General features: G+C 60.4%; 17 protein-coding genes. 1 reads left to right on the forward strand and 16 read right to left on the reverse strand.

Translation table 11 applies throughout. The annotated features are described in order from the left end of the window. Window positions 1–72: 72 nt before the first annotated feature. The 9 genes from rlpA to leuS form a co-directional block, all read right to left on the reverse strand. Window positions 73–1,158 (reverse strand): endolytic peptidoglycan transglycosylase RlpA, encoded by a 1,086-nt coding sequence (gene rlpA, locus ACSBQS_RS01485; RefSeq protein ID WP_033651148.1) that lies wholly within the window; start codon window positions 1,156–1,158, stop codon window positions 73–75. A 10-nt stretch (window positions 1,159–1,168) separates the two neighbouring features. Next, window positions 1,169–2,281: a peptidoglycan glycosyltransferase MrdB gene (gene mrdB, locus ACSBQS_RS01490; protein WP_004940006.1), complete on the reverse strand. Its 1,113-nt coding sequence runs from the start codon at window positions 2,279–2,281 to the stop codon at window positions 1,169–1,171. An 8-nt stretch (window positions 2,282–2,289) separates the two neighbouring features. Then, window positions 2,290–4,185: a peptidoglycan DD-transpeptidase MrdA gene (gene mrdA / locus ACSBQS_RS01495; RefSeq protein WP_033642160.1), complete on the reverse strand. Its 1,896-nt coding sequence runs from the start codon at window positions 4,183–4,185 to the stop codon at window positions 2,290–2,292. Between the two features lie 38 nt (window positions 4,186–4,223). Further along, on the reverse strand, window positions 4,224–4,694 hold the full coding sequence (gene rlmH, locus ACSBQS_RS01500; RefSeq protein WP_004940002.1) for a 23S rRNA (pseudouridine(1915)-N(3))-methyltransferase RlmH: 471 nt from the start codon (window positions 4,692–4,694) through the stop codon (window positions 4,224–4,226). 3 nt (window positions 4,695–4,697) lie between these two features. Continuing rightward, entirely contained in the window at window positions 4,698–5,015 is a 318-nt protein-coding gene (gene rsfS, locus ACSBQS_RS01505) for a ribosome silencing factor (RefSeq protein ID WP_004940001.1), read from the reverse strand. Window positions 5,016–5,209: 194 nt separating this feature from the next. Beyond that, entirely contained in the window at window positions 5,210–5,872 is a 663-nt protein-coding gene (nadD, locus tag ACSBQS_RS01510; protein ID WP_015376938.1) for a nicotinate-nucleotide adenylyltransferase, read from the reverse strand. Continuing rightward, complete coding sequence (holA, locus tag ACSBQS_RS01515; RefSeq protein WP_047025710.1) at window positions 5,862–6,896, reverse strand: DNA polymerase III subunit delta; 1,035 nt, start codon at window positions 6,894–6,896, stop codon at window positions 5,862–5,864. Before holA ends, nadD begins: the two co-directional genes overlap by 11 nt. Beyond that, window positions 6,893–7,453, reverse strand: coding sequence for an LPS assembly lipoprotein LptE (gene lptE, locus ACSBQS_RS01520; protein ID WP_033633932.1), 561 nt, complete (start codon window positions 7,451–7,453; stop codon window positions 6,893–6,895). Before lptE ends, holA begins: the two co-directional genes overlap by 4 nt. 14 nt (window positions 7,454–7,467) lie before the next feature. Then, on the reverse strand, window positions 7,468–10,050 hold the full coding sequence (gene leuS, locus ACSBQS_RS01525) for a leucine--tRNA ligase (RefSeq protein ID WP_046686566.1): 2,583 nt from the start codon (window positions 10,048–10,050) through the stop codon (window positions 7,468–7,470). A 285-nt stretch (window positions 10,051–10,335) separates the two neighbouring features. Between leuS and ACSBQS_RS01530 the strand changes: the two genes are divergently transcribed. Next, window positions 10,336–10,818, forward strand: coding sequence for a zinc ribbon-containing protein (locus tag ACSBQS_RS01530; RefSeq protein WP_025301844.1), 483 nt, complete (start codon window positions 10,336–10,338; stop codon window positions 10,816–10,818). A 40-nt stretch (window positions 10,819–10,858) separates the two neighbouring features. On the opposite strand, the gene ACSBQS_RS01535 is transcribed toward ACSBQS_RS01530, so the two are convergent. The 7 genes from ACSBQS_RS01535 to lnt form a co-directional block, all read right to left on the reverse strand. Further along, window positions 10,859–11,563: an FMN-dependent NADH-azoreductase gene (locus tag ACSBQS_RS01535; protein WP_033651152.1), complete on the reverse strand. Its 705-nt coding sequence runs from the start codon at window positions 11,561–11,563 to the stop codon at window positions 10,859–10,861. A gap of 147 nt (window positions 11,564–11,710) precedes the next feature. After that, a complete protein-coding gene (gene rihA, locus ACSBQS_RS01540; protein ID WP_434989521.1) occupies window positions 11,711–12,643 on the reverse strand; it encodes a pyrimidine-specific ribonucleoside hydrolase RihA in 933 nt (310 codons plus the stop codon). A 113-nt stretch (window positions 12,644–12,756) separates the two neighbouring features. Beyond that, the gene (locus tag ACSBQS_RS01545) at window positions 12,757–13,482 is read right to left on the reverse strand and encodes an amino acid ABC transporter ATP-binding protein (RefSeq protein WP_434989523.1); all 726 of its coding nucleotides are present in this window, start codon (window positions 13,480–13,482) and stop codon (window positions 12,757–12,759) included. Further along, window positions 13,482–14,156: a glutamate/aspartate ABC transporter permease GltK gene (gene gltK / locus ACSBQS_RS01550; RefSeq protein WP_434989525.1), complete on the reverse strand. Its 675-nt coding sequence runs from the start codon at window positions 14,154–14,156 to the stop codon at window positions 13,482–13,484. The genes ACSBQS_RS01545 and gltK overlap by 1 nt, the downstream gene beginning before the upstream one ends. Further along, complete coding sequence (locus tag ACSBQS_RS01555; RefSeq protein WP_004939979.1) at window positions 14,156–14,896, reverse strand: amino acid ABC transporter permease; 741 nt, start codon at window positions 14,894–14,896, stop codon at window positions 14,156–14,158. The genes gltK and ACSBQS_RS01555 overlap by 1 nt, the downstream gene beginning before the upstream one ends. A 216-nt stretch (window positions 14,897–15,112) precedes the next feature. Next, entirely contained in the window at window positions 15,113–16,009 is an 897-nt protein-coding gene (locus ACSBQS_RS01560; protein WP_033642166.1) for an amino acid ABC transporter substrate-binding protein, read from the reverse strand. A 395-nt stretch (window positions 16,010–16,404) separates the two neighbouring features. Continuing rightward, window positions 16,405–17,934 carry an apolipoprotein N-acyltransferase gene (gene lnt / locus ACSBQS_RS01565; RefSeq protein ID WP_069100248.1) on the reverse strand — a complete coding sequence of 510 codons (1,530 nt, stop codon included), beginning with the start codon at window positions 17,932–17,934 and terminating at the stop codon, window positions 16,405–16,407. Between the last annotated feature and the right edge of the window lie 3 nt (window positions 17,935–17,937).

Raw genomic sequence — 17,937 nt, forward strand, 5'->3', positions numbered from 1 at the left:
CCTTTTAGCTGCAAGAAAATGTTTCAGCTAAATAACCGCTTATCGGCCGTGAATGCCCGCCGGGCTTAACGCTCAGGGTGCAGCAGTAACGAAAGACTGTTGTTGCGCTTCGCTCGCCAGGCGTTGCTGCAGCTGGGCCGCCTGTTGACGGCTGCTGAACGGGCCAAGCTGGACGCGATAAACGTTGCCGTTGGCCGCCACTTTGCCCGGCACGCCAAACTGTTGGCTCAGGCTCTGTTGCCAGCTCTGGGCGCGTTCGGCGCTGCTCAGCGCGCCGACCTGCACCACGTAGCCGCCGGACGAGGCTGCGGCAGCCGTGCCGACAGCCGCAGCGCCGGCCGCGACCGGTGCGGCTACCGCGGCGGCTTCAGGTTCGGAACCTTCCAGCACCCCGGCCGGCACCGCGCTCGGCGCGCCGAGGAAACCGCTGCGGCCGTTGGCGGCATTGCCGCCGGCTGCAGGGGAGCTGTTGTCATCGGTGCGCAGAGTGCTGTTATCGATCGGGCGCACCGCCGCGCCGCTGGCGATCGGCGCCTCCTGTTGAATAGGGGTGCCCATGCCGCTGGAGCCGAGATCCGGGCGCGCCGGCAGGGCGTAGCTCTGTTTCGCCACGATGGTGCCGATGGTGCCGGGGCCGCTCAGCGTGCCGTCCGGCGCCACGTTGATGAAATCTACCTTGACCTTGGTGTTGTTGGACAGGTTGAGGCGGTCGGCGGCGGCTTTCGACAGATCGATGATGCGGCCCTTGGTGTATGGCCCGCGATCGTTGACGCGCACCACCAGCTGACGGCCGTTGGCCAGGTTAGTGACGCGCACATAGCTTGGGATTGGCAGGGTCGGATGCGCCGCCGTCAGGCCGTTGGGGTCAAACTGCTCGCCCAGCGCCGTGGTGTTGCCGTTGGCCTCTTCGCCATACCAGGCCGCCAGGCCGGTCTGCGAGAAGTTCTGCGGATCTTTTACGATGCGGTAAGTATCGCCATTAACCTTATAATCCTGCATGTTATTAGGGTTATAGGGTTCATATTGAGGCTCGACGCCGCCGATTTCCACCACCGGGCCGTTGTACGGCTGCGGAGGGGCTTGCTGTTCCGTGGTCGGGGCGGTACAGGCGGAGAGCAACACCGCCGCGACGCCGATCCAAAGCCATTCCTTACGCATTACTCACCTCTTATAAACTTTTAGACAGCATTTTCCGATGCGTGTGGATCGACATGATGATGCCGAAACCGGCCATCAACACTATCAGCGCCGAACCCCCGTAACTGACCAGAGGCAAAGGTACGCCAACTACCGGCAAAATGCCACTGACCATACCGATGTTAACAAAGACATAAACGAACAAAATCAGCATCAAGCCGCCGACCATGACGCGGCCAAAGGTGGTTTGCGCCTTGGCGGCGATCATCAGCCCGCGGATGATCACCAGCAGGTAAAGCGCCAGCAGCACCAGCACCCCGATCAGCCCCAGCTCTTCGGCCAGGACGGCGAAGATAAAGTCGGTATGGCGCTCCGGCAGAAACTCCAGCTGAGACTGGGTGCCGTGCAGCCAGCCCTTGCCGGACAGGCCGCCGGAGCCGATGGCGATCTTGGATTGAATGATGTGATAACCGGCGCCGAGCGGGTCGCTCTCCGGATCGAGCAGCATCATGACGCGGTCGCGCTGATAGCCGTGCATCAGGAAGAACCACAGCACCGGGATGAAGGCCGCCAGCGCGACGGCGGCGACGGCGATCAGCTTCCAGCTCATGCCGGACAGGAACAGTACGAACAGGCCGGAAGCGGCGATCAGGATAGAGGTGCCCAGATCCGGCTGCGCGGCCACCAGCAGCGTCGGCAGGAAGATCAGCACCAGCGCGATGGCGGTGTTTTTCAGCGAAGGCGGGCAGACGTCGCGGTTCATAAAGCGCGCCACCATCAGCGGCACGGCGATCTTGGCGATTTCCGACGGCTGGAAGCGCACTACGCCGAGATCCAACCAGCGCTGCGCGCCTTTACTGATCTGCCCGAAGGCGTCCACCAGGATCAGCAAAATCACGCAGAAGATATACAGATAGGGCGCCCAGCTTTCGTACACGCGCGGCGGGATCTGCGCCATGACGGCCATCACGATCAGCCCCATGACGATCTGCCCGATCTTGCGCTCCATCATGCCGATGTCCTGGCCGCTGGCGCTCCACATCACGAAGGCGCTGTAGACCAACAGGGCCAGGATCAGCAGCAGGAACGTCGGGTCGATGTGGATTTTGGTCCAGATCGAGCCTTTTTGTTGGCTTTCAGTCATGTTCTACCTTAGTCACCTTCTACGCCAGGCGGCAGCGGGGCCTCGCTTGGCAATTGCGTATTGTTGTCGCCCAGCAGAATGTGGTCGAGGATCTGGCGGGTGATGGTCCCCACCGCCGGACCGGAGCCGCCGTTTTCCAGAATGATGGCGACCGACACCGTCGGGTTGTTGAACGGTGCGAAGGCGGTCATCAGTTTGTGATCGCGCAGGTGCTCCGCCAGTTTGTGGGCGTTGTAGGTTTCATAGCCGAATACCTGTGCGGTACCCGATTTCGCCGCGGCTTTATAAGGTGCGTCCGCAAAGTATTTGCGCGCCGTCCCGTTCGGACGGTTGGCCACACCGTACATGCCGTCTTTGGCAATTTCCCAGAAGCCGGAGTGAATATCGCCGATCTGCGTGTTTTCTTCCTGTTTGAACGGCACCAGCGCGCCGTTGATGCGGGTGCTCTGCAGCAGGTGCGGCGTTTTGACGGTGCCGTCATTGATCAGGGTGTTCAGCGCCTTGGCCATCTGGATCGGCGTCGCGGTCCAGTAACCCTGGCCGATGCCTACCGGAATGGTGTCGCCCTGATACCACGGTTTTTTATAGCGTTTCTGCTTCCATTCGCGCGTCGGCATCAGGCCGGAGCGCTCTTCGGACAGATCGATGCCGGTGTACTGGCCGTAACCGAATTTGGTCAGCCAGGTCGACAGCCGATCGATCCCCATGTCATAAGCGACCTGGTAGAAATAGGTATCTGCGGACTCTTCCAGCGCCTTGGTGACGTTCAGGCGGCCGTGGCCCCATTTCTTCCAGTCGCGAAAGCGTTTTTCCGAGCCGGGCAATTGCCACCAGCCGGGATCGAACACCACGGTGTTTTTGGTGATCACCCCGGCGCTCAGCGCCGACACCGCGATATAAGGCTTCACCGTCGAGGCGGGCGGGTAGACCCCCTGGGTGGCGCGGTTGATCAGCGGGCGATTCGGATCGTTCAGCAACCCCTGATAGTCCTTGCTGGAAATGCCGTCGACGAACAGGTTCGGATCGTAGCTCGGGTTGGAGACCATCGCCAGGATGGCGCCGGTGCGCGGATCGCTCACCACCACCGCGGCGCGGCTGCCGACCAACAGCTGTTCGATATAGCGCTGCAGGTTAAGATCGAGCGTCAGGTAGACGTCCTGACCGGCGGAAGGCGGCTGTTCGTGCAATTGGCGGATCACCCGGCCGCGGTTGTTGACCTCGACCTCTTCATAGCCGGTTTTGCCGTGCAGCGTGTCTTCGTAATAGCGTTCGATGCCCAGCTTGCCGATATCGTGGGTGGCGGCGTAGTTGGCCAATTTGCCGTCTTTGTCCAGCCGCTCGACGTCGCGGTCGTTGATCTTCGACACGTAGCCGGTGACGTGGGTGAGGGCGGAGCCGTAGGGGTAGTAGCGGCGCTGGTAGCCTTTCACTTCCACACCCGGGAAGCGGAACTGATTGACCGCAAAACGGGCGACTTGCACCTCGGTCAGCGCGGTTTTCACCGGAATGGAGACGAAACGGCGCGAGCGCTTGCGCTCTTTTTCGAAGTTGGTGATGTCGTCATCGGTCAAGTCGACCACCGGGCGCAGCGCCTGCAGCGTGGCTTTGAGATCGTCGACCTTTTCCGGCATCAGTTCCAGCTGATAAATGGTGCGGTTGAGCGCCAGCGGAGTGCCGTTGCGATCGTAGATAATGCCGCGGCTGGGCGCGATGGGCACCAGCTTGATGCGGTTTTCGTTGGAGCGGGTGCGGTAATCCTCAACGCGGACCACTTGCAGATTATACAGGTTGGCGATCAGGATGCCGGACAGCACCAGGATGACCAAGAACGCCACCAGGGCGCGGCGTACAAACAGGGCGGATTCAGCCGTATAGTCGCGAAAAGGGTTACGTTCTATTTTCATCCCGCTGCTTTATTTCACTCTGTCACGGTCACCACCGGCTATTCCCGGTGGTAAGGATGATTTGTAGTAATACTCCAGGCGCGGTAGAGGCTTTCGGCCACCAGGACGCGCACCAAAGGATGCGGCAGTGTCAACGGAGAAAGCGACCAACTCTGCTCGGCAGCGGCTTTGCAGGCGGGCGCCAGCCCTTCCGGGCCGCCGATCAGCAAGCTGACGTTGCGGCCATCCTGCTTCCAGCGCTCAAGCTGCTGCGCCAGCTGCGGCGTTTCCCACGGCGTGCCTGGGATATCCAGCGTAACGATGCGGTTGCCTTTGCCCACCGCCGCCAGCATTTGTTCGCCTTCCTTGTCCAGAATGCGTTTGATGTCGGCGTTTTTGCCGCGTTTGCCGGCCGGGATCTCGGTCAGCTCAAACGGCATATCTTTGGGAAAGCGGTGCAGGTAATCCATAAAGCCGGTTTGCACCCAGTCTGGCATTTTGGTGCCGACCGCCACCAATTGCAGTTTCACCGCTTAGCTCCAGAGTTTTTCCAGCTCGTACAGGCGACGGCTTTCTTCCTGCATCACGTGCACGATCACTTCGCCCAGATCGACCACGATCCAGTCGGAGGCTTCCTGGCCTTTCATGCCAAACAGTTCCATGCCCGCGGCGCGGGATTCCTGCACCACGTGGCTGGCGATCGACATCACGTGGCGAGTCGACGTGCCGGTGCAGATGATCATGCAATCGGTGATGCTGGATTTGCCCTGTACGTCCAGAGCGACAATGTCTTGGCCTTTGAGGTCATCGATTTTATCGATGACGAAATCTTGGAGCGCTTTACCTTGCAAAGGTTCCCCCTCGGGTGTGTTCTGTTCAGTCGGCTGCGGCGGGCAAAATGCGCGCGCCGCGGCGTAACCGGATAAAGGTTTCGGCAGGCTGCCGCTGAAAGCCAGCTAACTGGTGACTGCCCGGCCAGCTAAGGTTTCCGGGGTTTTCAGCGGATACCTGAAAAATAGCGGCGCAGTATATCACGCACCTTTCGCTAGCGATATAAACCCTGCAACTCGATATAGCGCTGCACCGGGCGCGGCAGCAGATCGTCGCAGTTGAGGCCCTGATGGCGGCGCTGGCGGATCTCGGTGGCGGAAATTTCCAGCTCCGGCGTATCGGCCAGATAGATATGGCCGTGCGGGCGGCGGCTGAGCAGCGCCGGGTCGGCGGTGCGATGACGTTCCAGCCACTGCTGCAGTTCCGGCGTGTCCATGCGATCGTTATAGCCCGGGCGCGCCAACACCAGCAGATGGCAGACGTCCAACAGCGCCTGCCAACGATGCCATTTATGCAGCGTCAGCAGCGAGTCCTGGCCAATAATAAACGCCAGCGGCTGGGCGGCGCCACGCTCTTTACGAATCGTTTCCAACGTCTCGATGGTGTAGGAGGGGGTGGTGCGATGCAGTTCGCGATCGTCGACCGCGAACAGCGGATTGCCGGCGATCGCCAGCTCGACCATCTTCAAGCGCTGCTGTGCGTTGGCCTCGGGCTGCGGGCGGTGCGGCGGCACGTGGTTAGGCAGCAGCGTGACGCGATTCAGGCCCACTTCGGCGGCCAGCGCCTCCACCGGCCGCAGATGGCCGTAGTGGATCGGATCAAAGGTGCCGCCAAACAGCGCGTGCAATACGGTGGGGTGTTCCGGATTAGTGGGCATCGGTAAAACTCGTGGCCAGGGGTTTGCCGCACAGCAGCATCGACAGGGTTTCCAGTTCCGGCCAGACCGACTGGCCATAGTCCTGCTTGAGGGTCAGCTCGATTTGCGTCAGCAGCTGTACCGCTTGCTGCAGCTGGGCGCCGGACAGGCGTTGCAGCGCCTGGGTGACCAGCGGGCGGCGGTTCTGCCAGACCTTGTGCTGATCGAACAGCGTGCGCAGCGGCGCGGACGCCATGCGGCGCTGCAGCGTCAGCAACAGCAGCAGTTCGCGCTGCAGGGTGCGCAACAGGATCACCGGCTCGATATCCTCTTGCTGCAGCTGCTGCAAAATATGCCAGGCGCGCTTGCTCTTGCCGGCCAGTAAGGCGTCCAGCCAGTGGAACGGCGTGAAGTGGGCGGCGTCGTTCACCGCCTGCTCGACGCGCGGCAGGGTGAGCTTGCCGTCCGGGTGCAGCAGCGACAGCCGCTCCAGCGCCTGCGACAGCGCCAGCAGGTTGCCTTCGTAGCAGTAGCACAACAGCTGATTGGCGGCGTCGTCCAACTCCAGCTTCATCGCCTTGGCGCGCGCGGCGACCCAGCGCGGCAGCTGTGCCTGCTCAGGCGTCTGGCAACTGACGAGGGCGCCGTGCGGGCTGAGCGCCTTGAACCAGGCGCTGTTTTCCTGCGCTTTGGTGAGGCGCGGGCCGCGCAGGATCAGCAGGATGTCGTCGTGCAGCAGGGTGGCGAGCTTGGTCAGCTGTTCACCGATCGGCGCCGTCGGGCCGTTTTCCGGGAAAATCAGCAGCAGCGTCTGGCGGCTGGCGAACAGGCTCATCGCCTGGCAGATGCCGAAGATGGCGTCCCAGTCGGTATGGGCGTCGAGGGAAATGCTGTAGTGCTCGCTGAACTGCTGCTGTTGCGCGGCCTGCCGGAGCAGATCCTGGCTTTCCTGCAGCAGCAGCGGTTCATTGCCGCTCAATAAATAACAAGCGCGCAGCCCCTCTCGGAGCTGCGCGGCAAGTTGTTCCGGATAAATGCGGATCATTGTGCGGTTTGGCTTGCCGCTCGTTCGCCGACGGCAGCGGCTTTTTGCCGGTTTTCTTCTTCCGCCGCGTGCACGGTCAGCAGTTTGCGCACCAGCTGTTGCGCCGCCTGCTCACGCATTTCCTGGCGAATGATCTCCTGCTCGGAGTCTTTGGCCAGCGCGGTCAGCGGGTTGTCGAAGAACGAACGGAACACTTTCACCGACAGCGGATACAGGTCGTGCCCCGGGATCAGCACCTGGGCCTGCACGGTCAGCACCAGCTGATACTCGGCGGTTTTACCGTCCTGGAAGATCGAGGCGGTATCCTGGCTTTCCGTCGCGCCGACGATGCGCAGAGAAGGCACGTCTTTACGCTTCGGATCGCTGACGATGGTCACGGCGTTCAAACGCAGTTGCTCACGCACCGCGCGCGTCAATGGCCCATAAGGATCCGAACTGTCCAGGATCAGCGTTTTCATTTCATTAGGCACCTGCGTGGTGCCACGCAGGTGAAAACCGCAGCCGGCGGTGACCAGCACCGCCAACCCCAGCAACAGCGTCAGAATACGTTGTCGCACAACTCCTCCTTGTGTTAACCCACAACCAGGTTAAGCAGTTTGCCCGGAACGTAGATCACTTTGCGAATCGTGACGCCGTCCAGATATTTAGCCACCAGATGCTCTTCGGCAGCGCGCGCGCGCACTTGCTCTTCGGTCGCATCGGCAGATACGGTGATTTTAGCGCGAACCTTGCCGTTCACCTGCACCACCACCAGCTTGGAGTCTTCGACCATCGCCTGCTCGTCGGCAACCGGCCATGGCGCGGTATCCACGTCGCCTTCGCCGCCCAGCGCCTGCCACAGGGCGAAGCACACGTGCGGGGTGAACGGATACAGCATGCGAACGACGGCCAGCAGCGCTTCCTGCAGCAGCGCGCGATCCTGCTCGCTCTCCTGCGGCGCGCGGGCCAGTTTGTTCATCAGCTCCATCACGGCGGCGATCGCGGTGTTGAAGGTCTGGCGGCGGCCGATATCGTCGGTCACTTTGGCGATGGTTTTGTGCAGATCGCGGCGCAGCGCTTTCTGCTCTTCGTTCAGCGACGCCACGTCCAGCGGCTGCACCGCGCCTTTTTCCACGTGATCGTAGGCCAGTTTCCATACGCGTTTCAGGAAGCGGTTAGCCCCTTCCACGCCGGATTCCTGCCACTCCAGCGTCATTTCTGCCGGTGAAGCGAACATCATGAACAGACGCACGGTGTCCGCGCCGTATTTTTCCACCATCTCCTGCGGGTCGATGCCGTTGTTCTTCGACTTCGACATTTTGCTCATGCCAGCATAGACCAGTTCACGGCCTTGCGGATCGGTGGCCTTGATGATGCGGCCTTTGTCGTCGCGCTCGACGGTGGCGTCAACCGGGGATACCCAGACGCGCTCGCCGCTGTTGCCGGTGTAGTAGAAGGCGTCGGCCAGCACCATGCCCTGACACAGCAGGCGCTTGGCCGGCTCATCGGAATCCACCAGGCCCGCATCGCGCATCAGCTTGTGGAAGAAGCGGAAGTACATCAGGTGCATGATGGCGTGCTCGATGCCGCCGATATATTGATCGACCGGCAGCCAGTAGTTAGCGGCGGCCGGATCCAGCATGCCCTGGTCATACTGCGGGCAGGTGTAGCGCGCGTAGTACCAGGAGGACTCCATAAAGGTGTCGAAGGTGTCGGTTTCGCGCAGCGCCGGCTGGCCGTTGACGGTGGTCTTCGCCCACTCAGGGTCGGCCTTGATCGGGCTGGTGATGCCGTCCATGACCACGTCTTCCGGCAGGATCACCGGCAGCTGATCTTCCGGCGTCGGCATCACGGTGCCGTCTTCCAGGGTCACCATCGGGATTGGCGCGCCCCAGTAACGCTGACGGGAAACGCCCCAGTCGCGCAGACGGTAATTGACCTTGCGCTGGCCGACGCCTTTGGCGACCAGTTTGTCGGCGATGGCGTTAAAGCCCGCTTCGTTGTCCAGACCGTCAAACTCGCCGGAGTTGAACAGCACGCCTTTGTCGGTCATCGCTTCGGCGCTCACGTCAGGCTGGCTGCCGTCGAGGTTCAGGATCACCGGTTTGATCGGCAAATCATATTTGGTGGCGAATTCCCAGTCGCGCTGGTCGTGCGCCGGCACCGCCATCACGGCGCCGGTGCCGTATTCCATCAGCACGAAGTTGGCGACCCACACCGGCAGCTTCTCGCCGCTCAGCGGATGGACAACGAACAGGCCAGTCGGCATGCCTTTCTTCTCCATCGTCGCCATTTCGGCTTCGGCCACTTTGGTGTTGCGGCATTCGTCGATGAAGTCGGTCAGCGCCGGGTTGTTGTGTGCGCCCTGTTGCGCCAGCGGGTGGCCCGCGGCGACCGCCACGTAGGTGGCGCCCATGAAGGTGTCGGGACGGGTGGTGTAAACCGTCAGCTTCTCTTCGCTGCCAGCCACGTCGAAGGTGATTTCCACGCCTTCGGAACGGCCAATCCAGTTGCGCTGCATGGTTTTCACCTGCTCCGGCCAGCTTTCCAGCGTGTCCAGATCGTTCAGCAGCTGATCGGCGTAGGCGGTGATTTTGATGAACCACTGCGGGATCTCTTTACGCTCGACCTTGGTGTCGCAGCGCCAGCAGCAGCCGTCGATAACCTGTTCGTTGGCCAGCACGGTCAGATCGTGCGGGCACCAGTTCACCGCCGAGGTCTTCTTGTAGACCAGGCCTTTTTCATACAGCTTGGTGAAGAACCACTGTTCCCAGCGATAGTATTCCGGCTGGCAGGTGGCGATTTCGCGATCCCAGTCGTAGCCGAAGCCCAGCAGTTTCAGCTGGTTCTTCATGTATTCGATGTTGTCGTAGGTCCACGGGGCCGGCGCGGTGTTGTTTTTCACCGCCGCGCCTTCCGCCGGCAGGCCGAACGCATCCCAGCCGATCGGCTGCAGTACGTTTTTGCCCAGCATGCGCTGATAGCGCGAGATCACGTCGCCGATAGTGTAGTTACGAACGTGGCCCATGTGCAGTCGGCCGGACGGGTAAGGCAGCATGGATAGGCAGTAGTACTTTTCCTTGCTGTCGTCTTCGGTAACTTTGAAAGTCTGCTTCTCTTGCCAGTGAAGCTGTACGTTCGATTCTATGTCTTCTGGACGGTATTGCTCTTGCATGGCGGCCGGTGGTCCTGTAGGTGTAAACCGTTGCCCCGGTCAGAGGCAACGCAATGAACATTTAGTATTCGTAGATCCGCATAGCATAGCTGATAAGACCTCCCGGCAACAACTCCAAGCGCCTGACTCGGCGCATTTAAAAAAAACGCCGCCATGACGCGGCTCACAACCTGCGGATCCCGCGTCTTGCCAAGTGACATCAGTCATTTACGGCTAAAATAAGAACAAGTAGCTTAAGGGTATCCCCATGGCCAAGTCCGGCGCAGCGTTTATCGAGGAGAGTCTATGAACAAGGTTGCTCAGTATTACCGCGAATTGGTGGCATCGCTGACCGAACGTCTGAAAAACGGCGAACGCGATATCGACGAACTGGTGGCCAGCGCGGAGAGGCGGTTGAACGAGGCCGAAGATCTGACGCGCGACGAGGTGCGGCAGGTGACGCAGGCGGTGCGGCGCGATCTGGAAGAGTTCGCCCGCAGCTATCAGGAAAGCCGGGACGAGTTTACCGACAGCGTGTTTATGCGGGTGATTAAGGAGAGCCTGTGGCAGGAACTGGCGGATATTACCGATAAAACCCAGTTGGAGTGGCGCGAGGTGTTCAAGGATGTCAGCCACCACGGCGTGTACCACAGCGGTGAAGTGGTGGGGCTGGGCAATCTGGTGTGCGAGCAGTGCCATTACCACCTGGCGTTCTACACGCCGGAGGTGCTGCCGCTTTGCCCGAAATGCGGTCACGACCAGTTCCAGCGTCGGCCATTTGAACCCTGATGACGTCCCCCGCCGCGGCGGGGAACGCTGACGTTTACCGTTAACGGAACAGTTTCTTCAGCAGGTTGCTCAGGAAACCGCCGCTGACGGCTTCTTGGGCGACGTTTGCCGGCGCCGGTGCGCTGGCCGGGACGGCGACGCCGGCCGGGATTTTCTGCGCGACCGCGATGCGGCTGTCCTGGGCGGCTTTCTCCGCCGCTTCCGGGCCGTAGGCGAAGCCTTCCGCCAGCACGAATTCAACGTCGGTGATGCCGATAAAGCCCAGGAACAGTTTCACGTACGGGGTGATCAGATCCGTCGGCGTGTCGGCGTGGATGCCGCCGCGGCTGGAGATGACGATCGCTTTTTTGCCCGTCACCAGCCCTTCGGCGCCGGCGGAGGTGTAGCGGAACGTCTGACCGGCGCGGGCGATCAGATCGAAGTAGATCTTCAGCTGCGTCGGGATGTTGAAGTTGTACATCGGGGCGCTGATGATCAGCGTGTCGTGCGACTTCAGCTCGGCAATCAGCTCATCGGACAGCGCCAGGGTGCTTTGCTGATGCGGCGTCAGCGGGTTGTCGCCGGCGGTAAAGCCGGCCATCACTTCGCCATCCAGCTCCGGCAGCGTTGGGTTAGCCAAGTCGCGCACGGTGAAGGTGTCTTCCGGGTGAGCTTCTCGCCATTGTTCAACAAAAAAATCGACTAATTTTCCAGACTGGGAATATTCACCCAGAATACTTGATTTCAGGACCAGTACGCGGCTCATTGGCTTATCTCCAGGCGAAGTGTAATCGGTAACGATGTCAATCGGTGTAAACGCATGGTAGAGGCAAGCCATCAACAGTGATAGCGCAAAAATTCGCTGAGTTAAATCAAAAAAGTTGAATGAGGGCGCGAGCGCGCCCCGAGAGGATTAATAACGCGCGACGCGCTCGGCCAGCAGATCGATAAAGCCTGCGCGATCGATGCCGGTCAGCACTTCCACGTTGGCCGCGTTGTCGGTTTGCTGGAAATAGTCCACCACCGTCATGCCGACGGTGTACTCCCCTTTGGTTTCCACACCGACCCAGCGTTCAACGCCGGTAAACAGCTGCGGCGCCAGCAGCCAGGCGATGGTGCAGGGATCGTGCATCGCAGCGCCGGGCAGGCCGCGCGGATGGCTGAGGTACAGCGGCAGGTAAAAATCGAGCATCTCCGCGACCGCCTGCGCGACCGGATTGTCTATCTGGCGAATGCGCTCGATATCCTGCGGCAGCACCAGCGCTTGATGGGTGACGTTCAGCCCGGCCATGGTCAGCGGCACGCCGGATTTCAACACCATCTCGGCGGCTTCGGGATCGACGAAGATATTGAATTCCGCCACCGGCGTGGTATTGCCGGCATTCATGCCGCCGCCCATAAATACGATGCGCTCGATACGGCTTTTCAGCTCGGCATGCTGGGCCAACAGCAGGGCGATGTTGGTCATCGGGCCGGTCACCACCAGGGTGATTGGCTGCGGGCTGGCGCGCAGCAGGTCGGCGATCAGCTCGACGGCGCCGCGGGGATCGGGTTTGATTGTCGGCGTCGGCAGGTGGGTGTTGCCCATGCCGGTTTTGCCGTGGACATAGTCGGCGATCACCAGCTCGCGCATCAGCGGGCGAGCGGCGCCGGCGGCGACAGGGATGTCCTCGCGCTGCATCAGGGTCAACAGACCCAGCGCGTTGTGCAGGGTTTTTTCCGGCGTCTGGTTGCCGGCGGAGGTGGTGATGGCTTTGATGTCCAGCTCCGGCGAGCGCAGCGCCATAGCCAGCGCGATGGCGTCGTCGAGGCCGGGATCGCAATCGATGATAATAGGGCGGGGCATGTTCTTTCTCCTCTGTTTGTTATCCGGCGAGCATCGGATCAAAAACGAGGAGATACAAGCGCTTTTCGTGCCGGGAGAAAAGATGCGCCCCTGGCGGGGCGCATAGCGAGAACTTAGTGCAGGATCTTGGCGAGGAAGTCCTTGGCGCGATCGGACTCGGGGTTGTTGAAGAAATCGTCTTTGTTGCGGTCTTCGACGATTTTGCCTTCGTCCATAAAGATCACGCGGGTCGCCACCTTGCGGGCGAAGCCCATTTCGTGGGTCACCACCATCATGGTCATGCCTTCGTTCGCCAGCTCGACCATCACGTCCAGCACTTCGTTGATCATTTCCGGATCGAGCGCCGAGGTCGGTTCGTCGAACAGCATGGCGATCGGATCCATGCACAGCGCGCGGGCGATGGCGACGCGCTGTTGCTGGCCGCCGGAGAGCTGACCGGGGAACTTGTTGGCATGGGCGGACAGGCCGACGCGTTCCAGCAGCTTCAGGCCCTTCTCGCGTGAGGCGGTCTTGTCGCGCTTGAGCACTTTTACCTGCGCCAGCGTCAGGTTGTCGATAATGGACAGGTGCGGGAACAGTTCAAAGTGTTGGAACACCATGCCGACCTTGGCGCGCAGCTGCGCCAGGTTGGTTTTCTTGTCGTTGACGGGCGTGCCGTTCACCAGGATGCTTCCCTGCTGGATCGGCTCCAGGCCGTTGACGGTTTTGATCAGGGTGGACTTGCCGGAGCCTGAAGGACCGCAGACGACGACCACTTCGCCTTTTTTCACTTCGGTGGTGCAATCGGTCAACACTTGAAAGTGACCGTACCACTTGGAAACATTTTTCAGGGATATCATCAAACAGTCCTTTTCTTCAAATAGCTTACCAGCGCCGAGGCGGCGAGGCTGATAACAAAATAGACAAAGCCGGCGAACAGGATCATTTCAACCTGGGTGCCGTCGCGTTCGCCGATGGTCGATGCGGTGCGGAAGAAGTCGGCCAGGCTCAGTACGTAAACCAGCGAGGTATCCTGGAACAGGACGATGCCCTGGGTCAGCAGCAGTGGCACCATGGCGCGGAACGCCTGCGGCAGGATCACCAACCGCATGGATTGCCAATGCGTCATGCCCAGCGCCAACGCGGCGGAGGATTGGCCGCGCGAGATGCTGATGATACCGGCGCGGATGATTTCCGAGTAATAGGCCGCTTCAAACAGGGAAAAGGCTACCATAGCCGAGATCAGGCGAATATCGGTTTTCGGCGACAGGCCTAGAACCTGTTGTAATAAGCTTGGAACCACCAGATAGAACCACAGCAGCACCATCACCAGCGGCACCGAGCGGAACAGGTTGACATACAGGGTGGCGAACCAGCTGATAGGCTTGAACGGCGACAGACGCATCACCGCCAGCACGGTGCCCCACAGAATGCCGACCACGATGGCGGTCATGGTGATCTTCAGCGTGATCGCCATGCCCTGCAGCAGATAAGGGAAGCTTGGGACGATCGACGCCCAGTCAAATTCGTACATTATTTACTCCCCAGGTTGCCAGGCAACTGCACTTTCTTTTCGACCAGACGCATAAACAGCATGATCACGGCGTTGATGCCGATATAAGCCAGCGTAATGGCGGTAAAGGATTCATAGGCGTGTGCGGAGTAATCCAACAGCTTGCCGGCCTGTGCGGCCATGTCCACCAGGCCGATGGTGGAGGCGATGGCGGAGTTTTTGACCAGGTTGAGCATCTCCGAGGTCATCGGCGGCACGATAACCCGGTAGGCGTTCGGCAACAGCACGTAGCGGTAGGTTTGCGGCAGCGTCAGGCCCATCGCCAACCCGGCGGCTTTCTGGCCGCGCGGCAGGGATTGAATGGCGGCGCGCACTTGCTCGCAAACGCGGGCGGCGGTAAACAGCCCCAGACAGAGCATGGAAGAGACGAAGAACTGCACGTTGGGATCCAGCTCGGTCTTGAACCAGGTGCCGATATTGGCCGGCAGCAGCTCGGGGATCACCAGATACCAGGTAAAGAATTGCACGATCAGCGGCACGTTGCGGAACAGTTCGACGTAACAGGTGCCGAGAGTGGAAAGAAAGCGGTTGGGCACGGTACGCAAGATACCGAACAGCGAACCGACGAAGAAAGCGATAATCCATGCACAGACGGAGAGGGCCACCGTGACCTGAAAGCCGGACCAGATCCAGCCGAGGTAAGTGGTGTTCCCAAACGGGGCCTGCTGCAGGAAGATACCCCAGTTCCAATCTATTGACATAACAAACTCCGATAAACGGGCGCAGGGCGCCGAAGAGTGATGACTTGATAGGCGCCGATCGCCGTGCGGCCAGTCGGGCTGGCTTGTTGTGTGCGGAGATCGGTGACGCGCCTTGGGGAAAATGAGGGAGGGGAACGGCCCCCCTCATTCCTGTCTGTCCCAGTCATCAACTGGGCCGGTTTGGCTTGGCGGCCGCCCCGGCTTTATTCTATTGAGTTAGTTCAACGCTTTGTCGTTAGGCGCTTTGAACAGTTGCTTCATGTCGTCCGACAGCTCGAAGTTCATGTTGAGGTTTTTCGGTGGGATAGGCTGCTTGAACCATTTATCAAACCACTTGGCCGCTTCACCGGAGGTTTGCGCCTGGGCGATAGTGTCATCGACCAGTTTCTTGAACTCAGGATCGTCTTTACGCAGCATGCAACCGTAGGCTTCTTTCGACTGCGGCGTGCCGATGATTTCCCATTGATCCGGCTTCTTGGCTTTGGCGCGCTCGCCCGCCAGCAGGGCGTCATCCATCATGAAGGCCACCGCGCGGCCGCTTTCCAGGGTGCGGAAGGAGTCGCCGTGGTCTTTGGCGCTGATGATGCGCATGTTCATTTTGTCGCTGTCGTTCAGTTTGTTCAGCAACACTTCGGACGTGGTGCCGGAGGTGACCACCACCGGTTTGCCGGCCAGGTCTTTAAAGTCTTTGATGTCGGAGCCTTTCTTCACCAGCAGGCGGGTGCCGACCACAAAGATGGTGTCGGAGAAGGCGGCCTGTTTCTGGCGCTCTACGTTATTGGTGGTAGAACCGCATTCGAAGTCATAGGTGCCGTTTTGCAGCAGCGGGATGCGGTTCTGCGAGGTAATCGGCAGCATTTTCACCTGCAGATTCGGTGCATTCAGCTTTTTCTTAACGGCTTCAACGATTTGGTTGGAGTAGTCCTGAGAGTAGCCCACAACTTTTTGCTGGTTGTCGTAGTAGGAAAAGGGCACAGACGATTCGCGGTGGCCGACAACGATAACGCCGTTGTCTTTGATTTTCTTCAGCGTACCGGTCAGGTCTTCCGCGTGCGCTACGCTACCTGCCATACCGAGCAGCAGTAACGATAACGCCAATTTACGCATTTGCATGGTCCAACTCCTTTGCTGTTGTGGTGGCTCTGACTAAAGAGCGTCAGGTTTAAATCGACTATTTATTGCTCAGGTTATAAAGATAGTCTTAGAACGGATAGCCGTTAAAAAATAACCGATTGTGAATATCTTGAAACTAAAATGTTTCATTTTTTGAGACGCCGCGCGCACCAAATCAATGCAACCAAACCCCGATGCACCTGCATGGTGCGTTCGGCGCCTCCAAAATGTGCACGGGTGCGACAAAACGTCAGCAAAAGTTAACCGACGTGCGATGTCACCTTAGATAAAGCAAGGAGTGTGCCAGCCGCGTTGATTTAACGACGTTTTCTGACCGAGGTGGGGGAACGTTTACGGAAACGCGGGGCGCGGCGGGCGCGCCCCGGCGAACAGGACTATTTGCGGCGCAGGCCCAACATCAGCGCCCAACCGCCCAGCAACAGGGTGATCACCCACAGCGGCGCGGCGCCGAAACGCGCGTAAGGCGTGACGCCGGTGGTCGGTGTGACCTTCACTTCAAGCACCTGACGAGTGAACTGCGGGATCTCGGCGATCACGTCGCCGTTCGCGTCCACTGCGGCGGTGACGCCGTTGTTGGTGCTGCGCAGCAGCGGCCGGCCCAGTTCCAGCGCCCGCATGCGCGCCATCTGGAAGTGCTGCCATGGGCCGATGGAGTGGCCGAACCAGGCGTCGTTGGAGATGGTCAGCAGGAAGTTGGTGTCCGGGCGGAAGTTATCGCGCACCTGCTGGCCCAACACGATTTCGTAGCAAATGGCCGCCGTCAGGTTGTAGCCGCGTACGCTGAGCTGCGGTTGTACGTAGTCGCCGCGGCTGAAGGAGGACATCGGCAGGTCGAAGAACGGCGCCAGCGGCCGCAGCAGCGTCTCCAGCGGTACGAACTCGCCGAACGGCACCAGGTGGTGCTTGTTGTAGCGATCGTTGGCCGGGTACCTGTACGGCGTCGGTTCACCGAGCACGATGGCGCTGTTGTAGATTTGCTGGCCCTGCGGCGTGGCGCGCACGTCGACGATGCCGGTGATGAGGCTGCTGTTCTTCGCCCGCATCAGGTCGTCCATCATCGTCAGGAAACCGTTCTGATTGGCTTCATAATCCGGGATGGCGGATTCCGGCCAGATGACGATCGGTGCCTTACCCATGTAGGGACGGGTTTCGTCCAGATAGGTTTGCAGCGTGCTGACCAGCGCTTTCGGATCCCATTTCATCGATTGAGCGATGTTGCCTTGCACCATGGCGACATTCACCGCTTTATCCGTCTGCGGAGTAAACCACTGCAGCTGGCGCAGCGGCCATGGCAACAACAGCAGCGCGGCGGCGATCAACGCCGCCGAGAGGCGGCGCTGATTGACGGCGTACACCAGCAGGCCGGCGATGGCCATCAGCACAAAGGTGATGGCGTCGACGCCCAGCAGCGGCGCGATGCCTTTCAGCGGGCCGTTGATCTGGCTATAGCCGAACTGCAGCCACGGGAAGCCGGTCAGCACCCAGCCGCGCAGGAATTCCGTGACCTGCCACAGCGCCGGCGCGGCGATGGCCAGCCGCCACCAGCGAGTCGCCGGCCACAGGCGGGTCAGCAGCCCGGCGAACAGCCCGGTATACAGCGACAGGTAAGCGGCGAGCAGCGCCACCAGGAAGACGTTGACGGCGAAGGGCATGCCGCCGAAATCGGCGATGCTGACATACACCCAGTTGATCCCGCTGCCGAACAACCCGAAGCCCCAGACAAAGCCGAGCAGGGCGGACTGTTTGGTGGTGCGATTGAGGGTAACGGCCAGCAGGCCGAACAGGGAGACGATGGCCGCGGGCCAGAAATCGTAGGGCGAGAACGCCAGCGTCCCGCCGGCACCTGACAACAGCGCCAGCAGGGCGCGAACCCACTGGCGTTCAAGTAATGAGGCTTTAGCCATGTT

It is taken from the genome of Serratia sp. H402Y, from assembly GCF_051172415.1.
Taxonomy (GTDB): domain Bacteria; phylum Pseudomonadota; class Gammaproteobacteria; order Enterobacterales; family Enterobacteriaceae; genus Serratia; species Serratia ureilytica.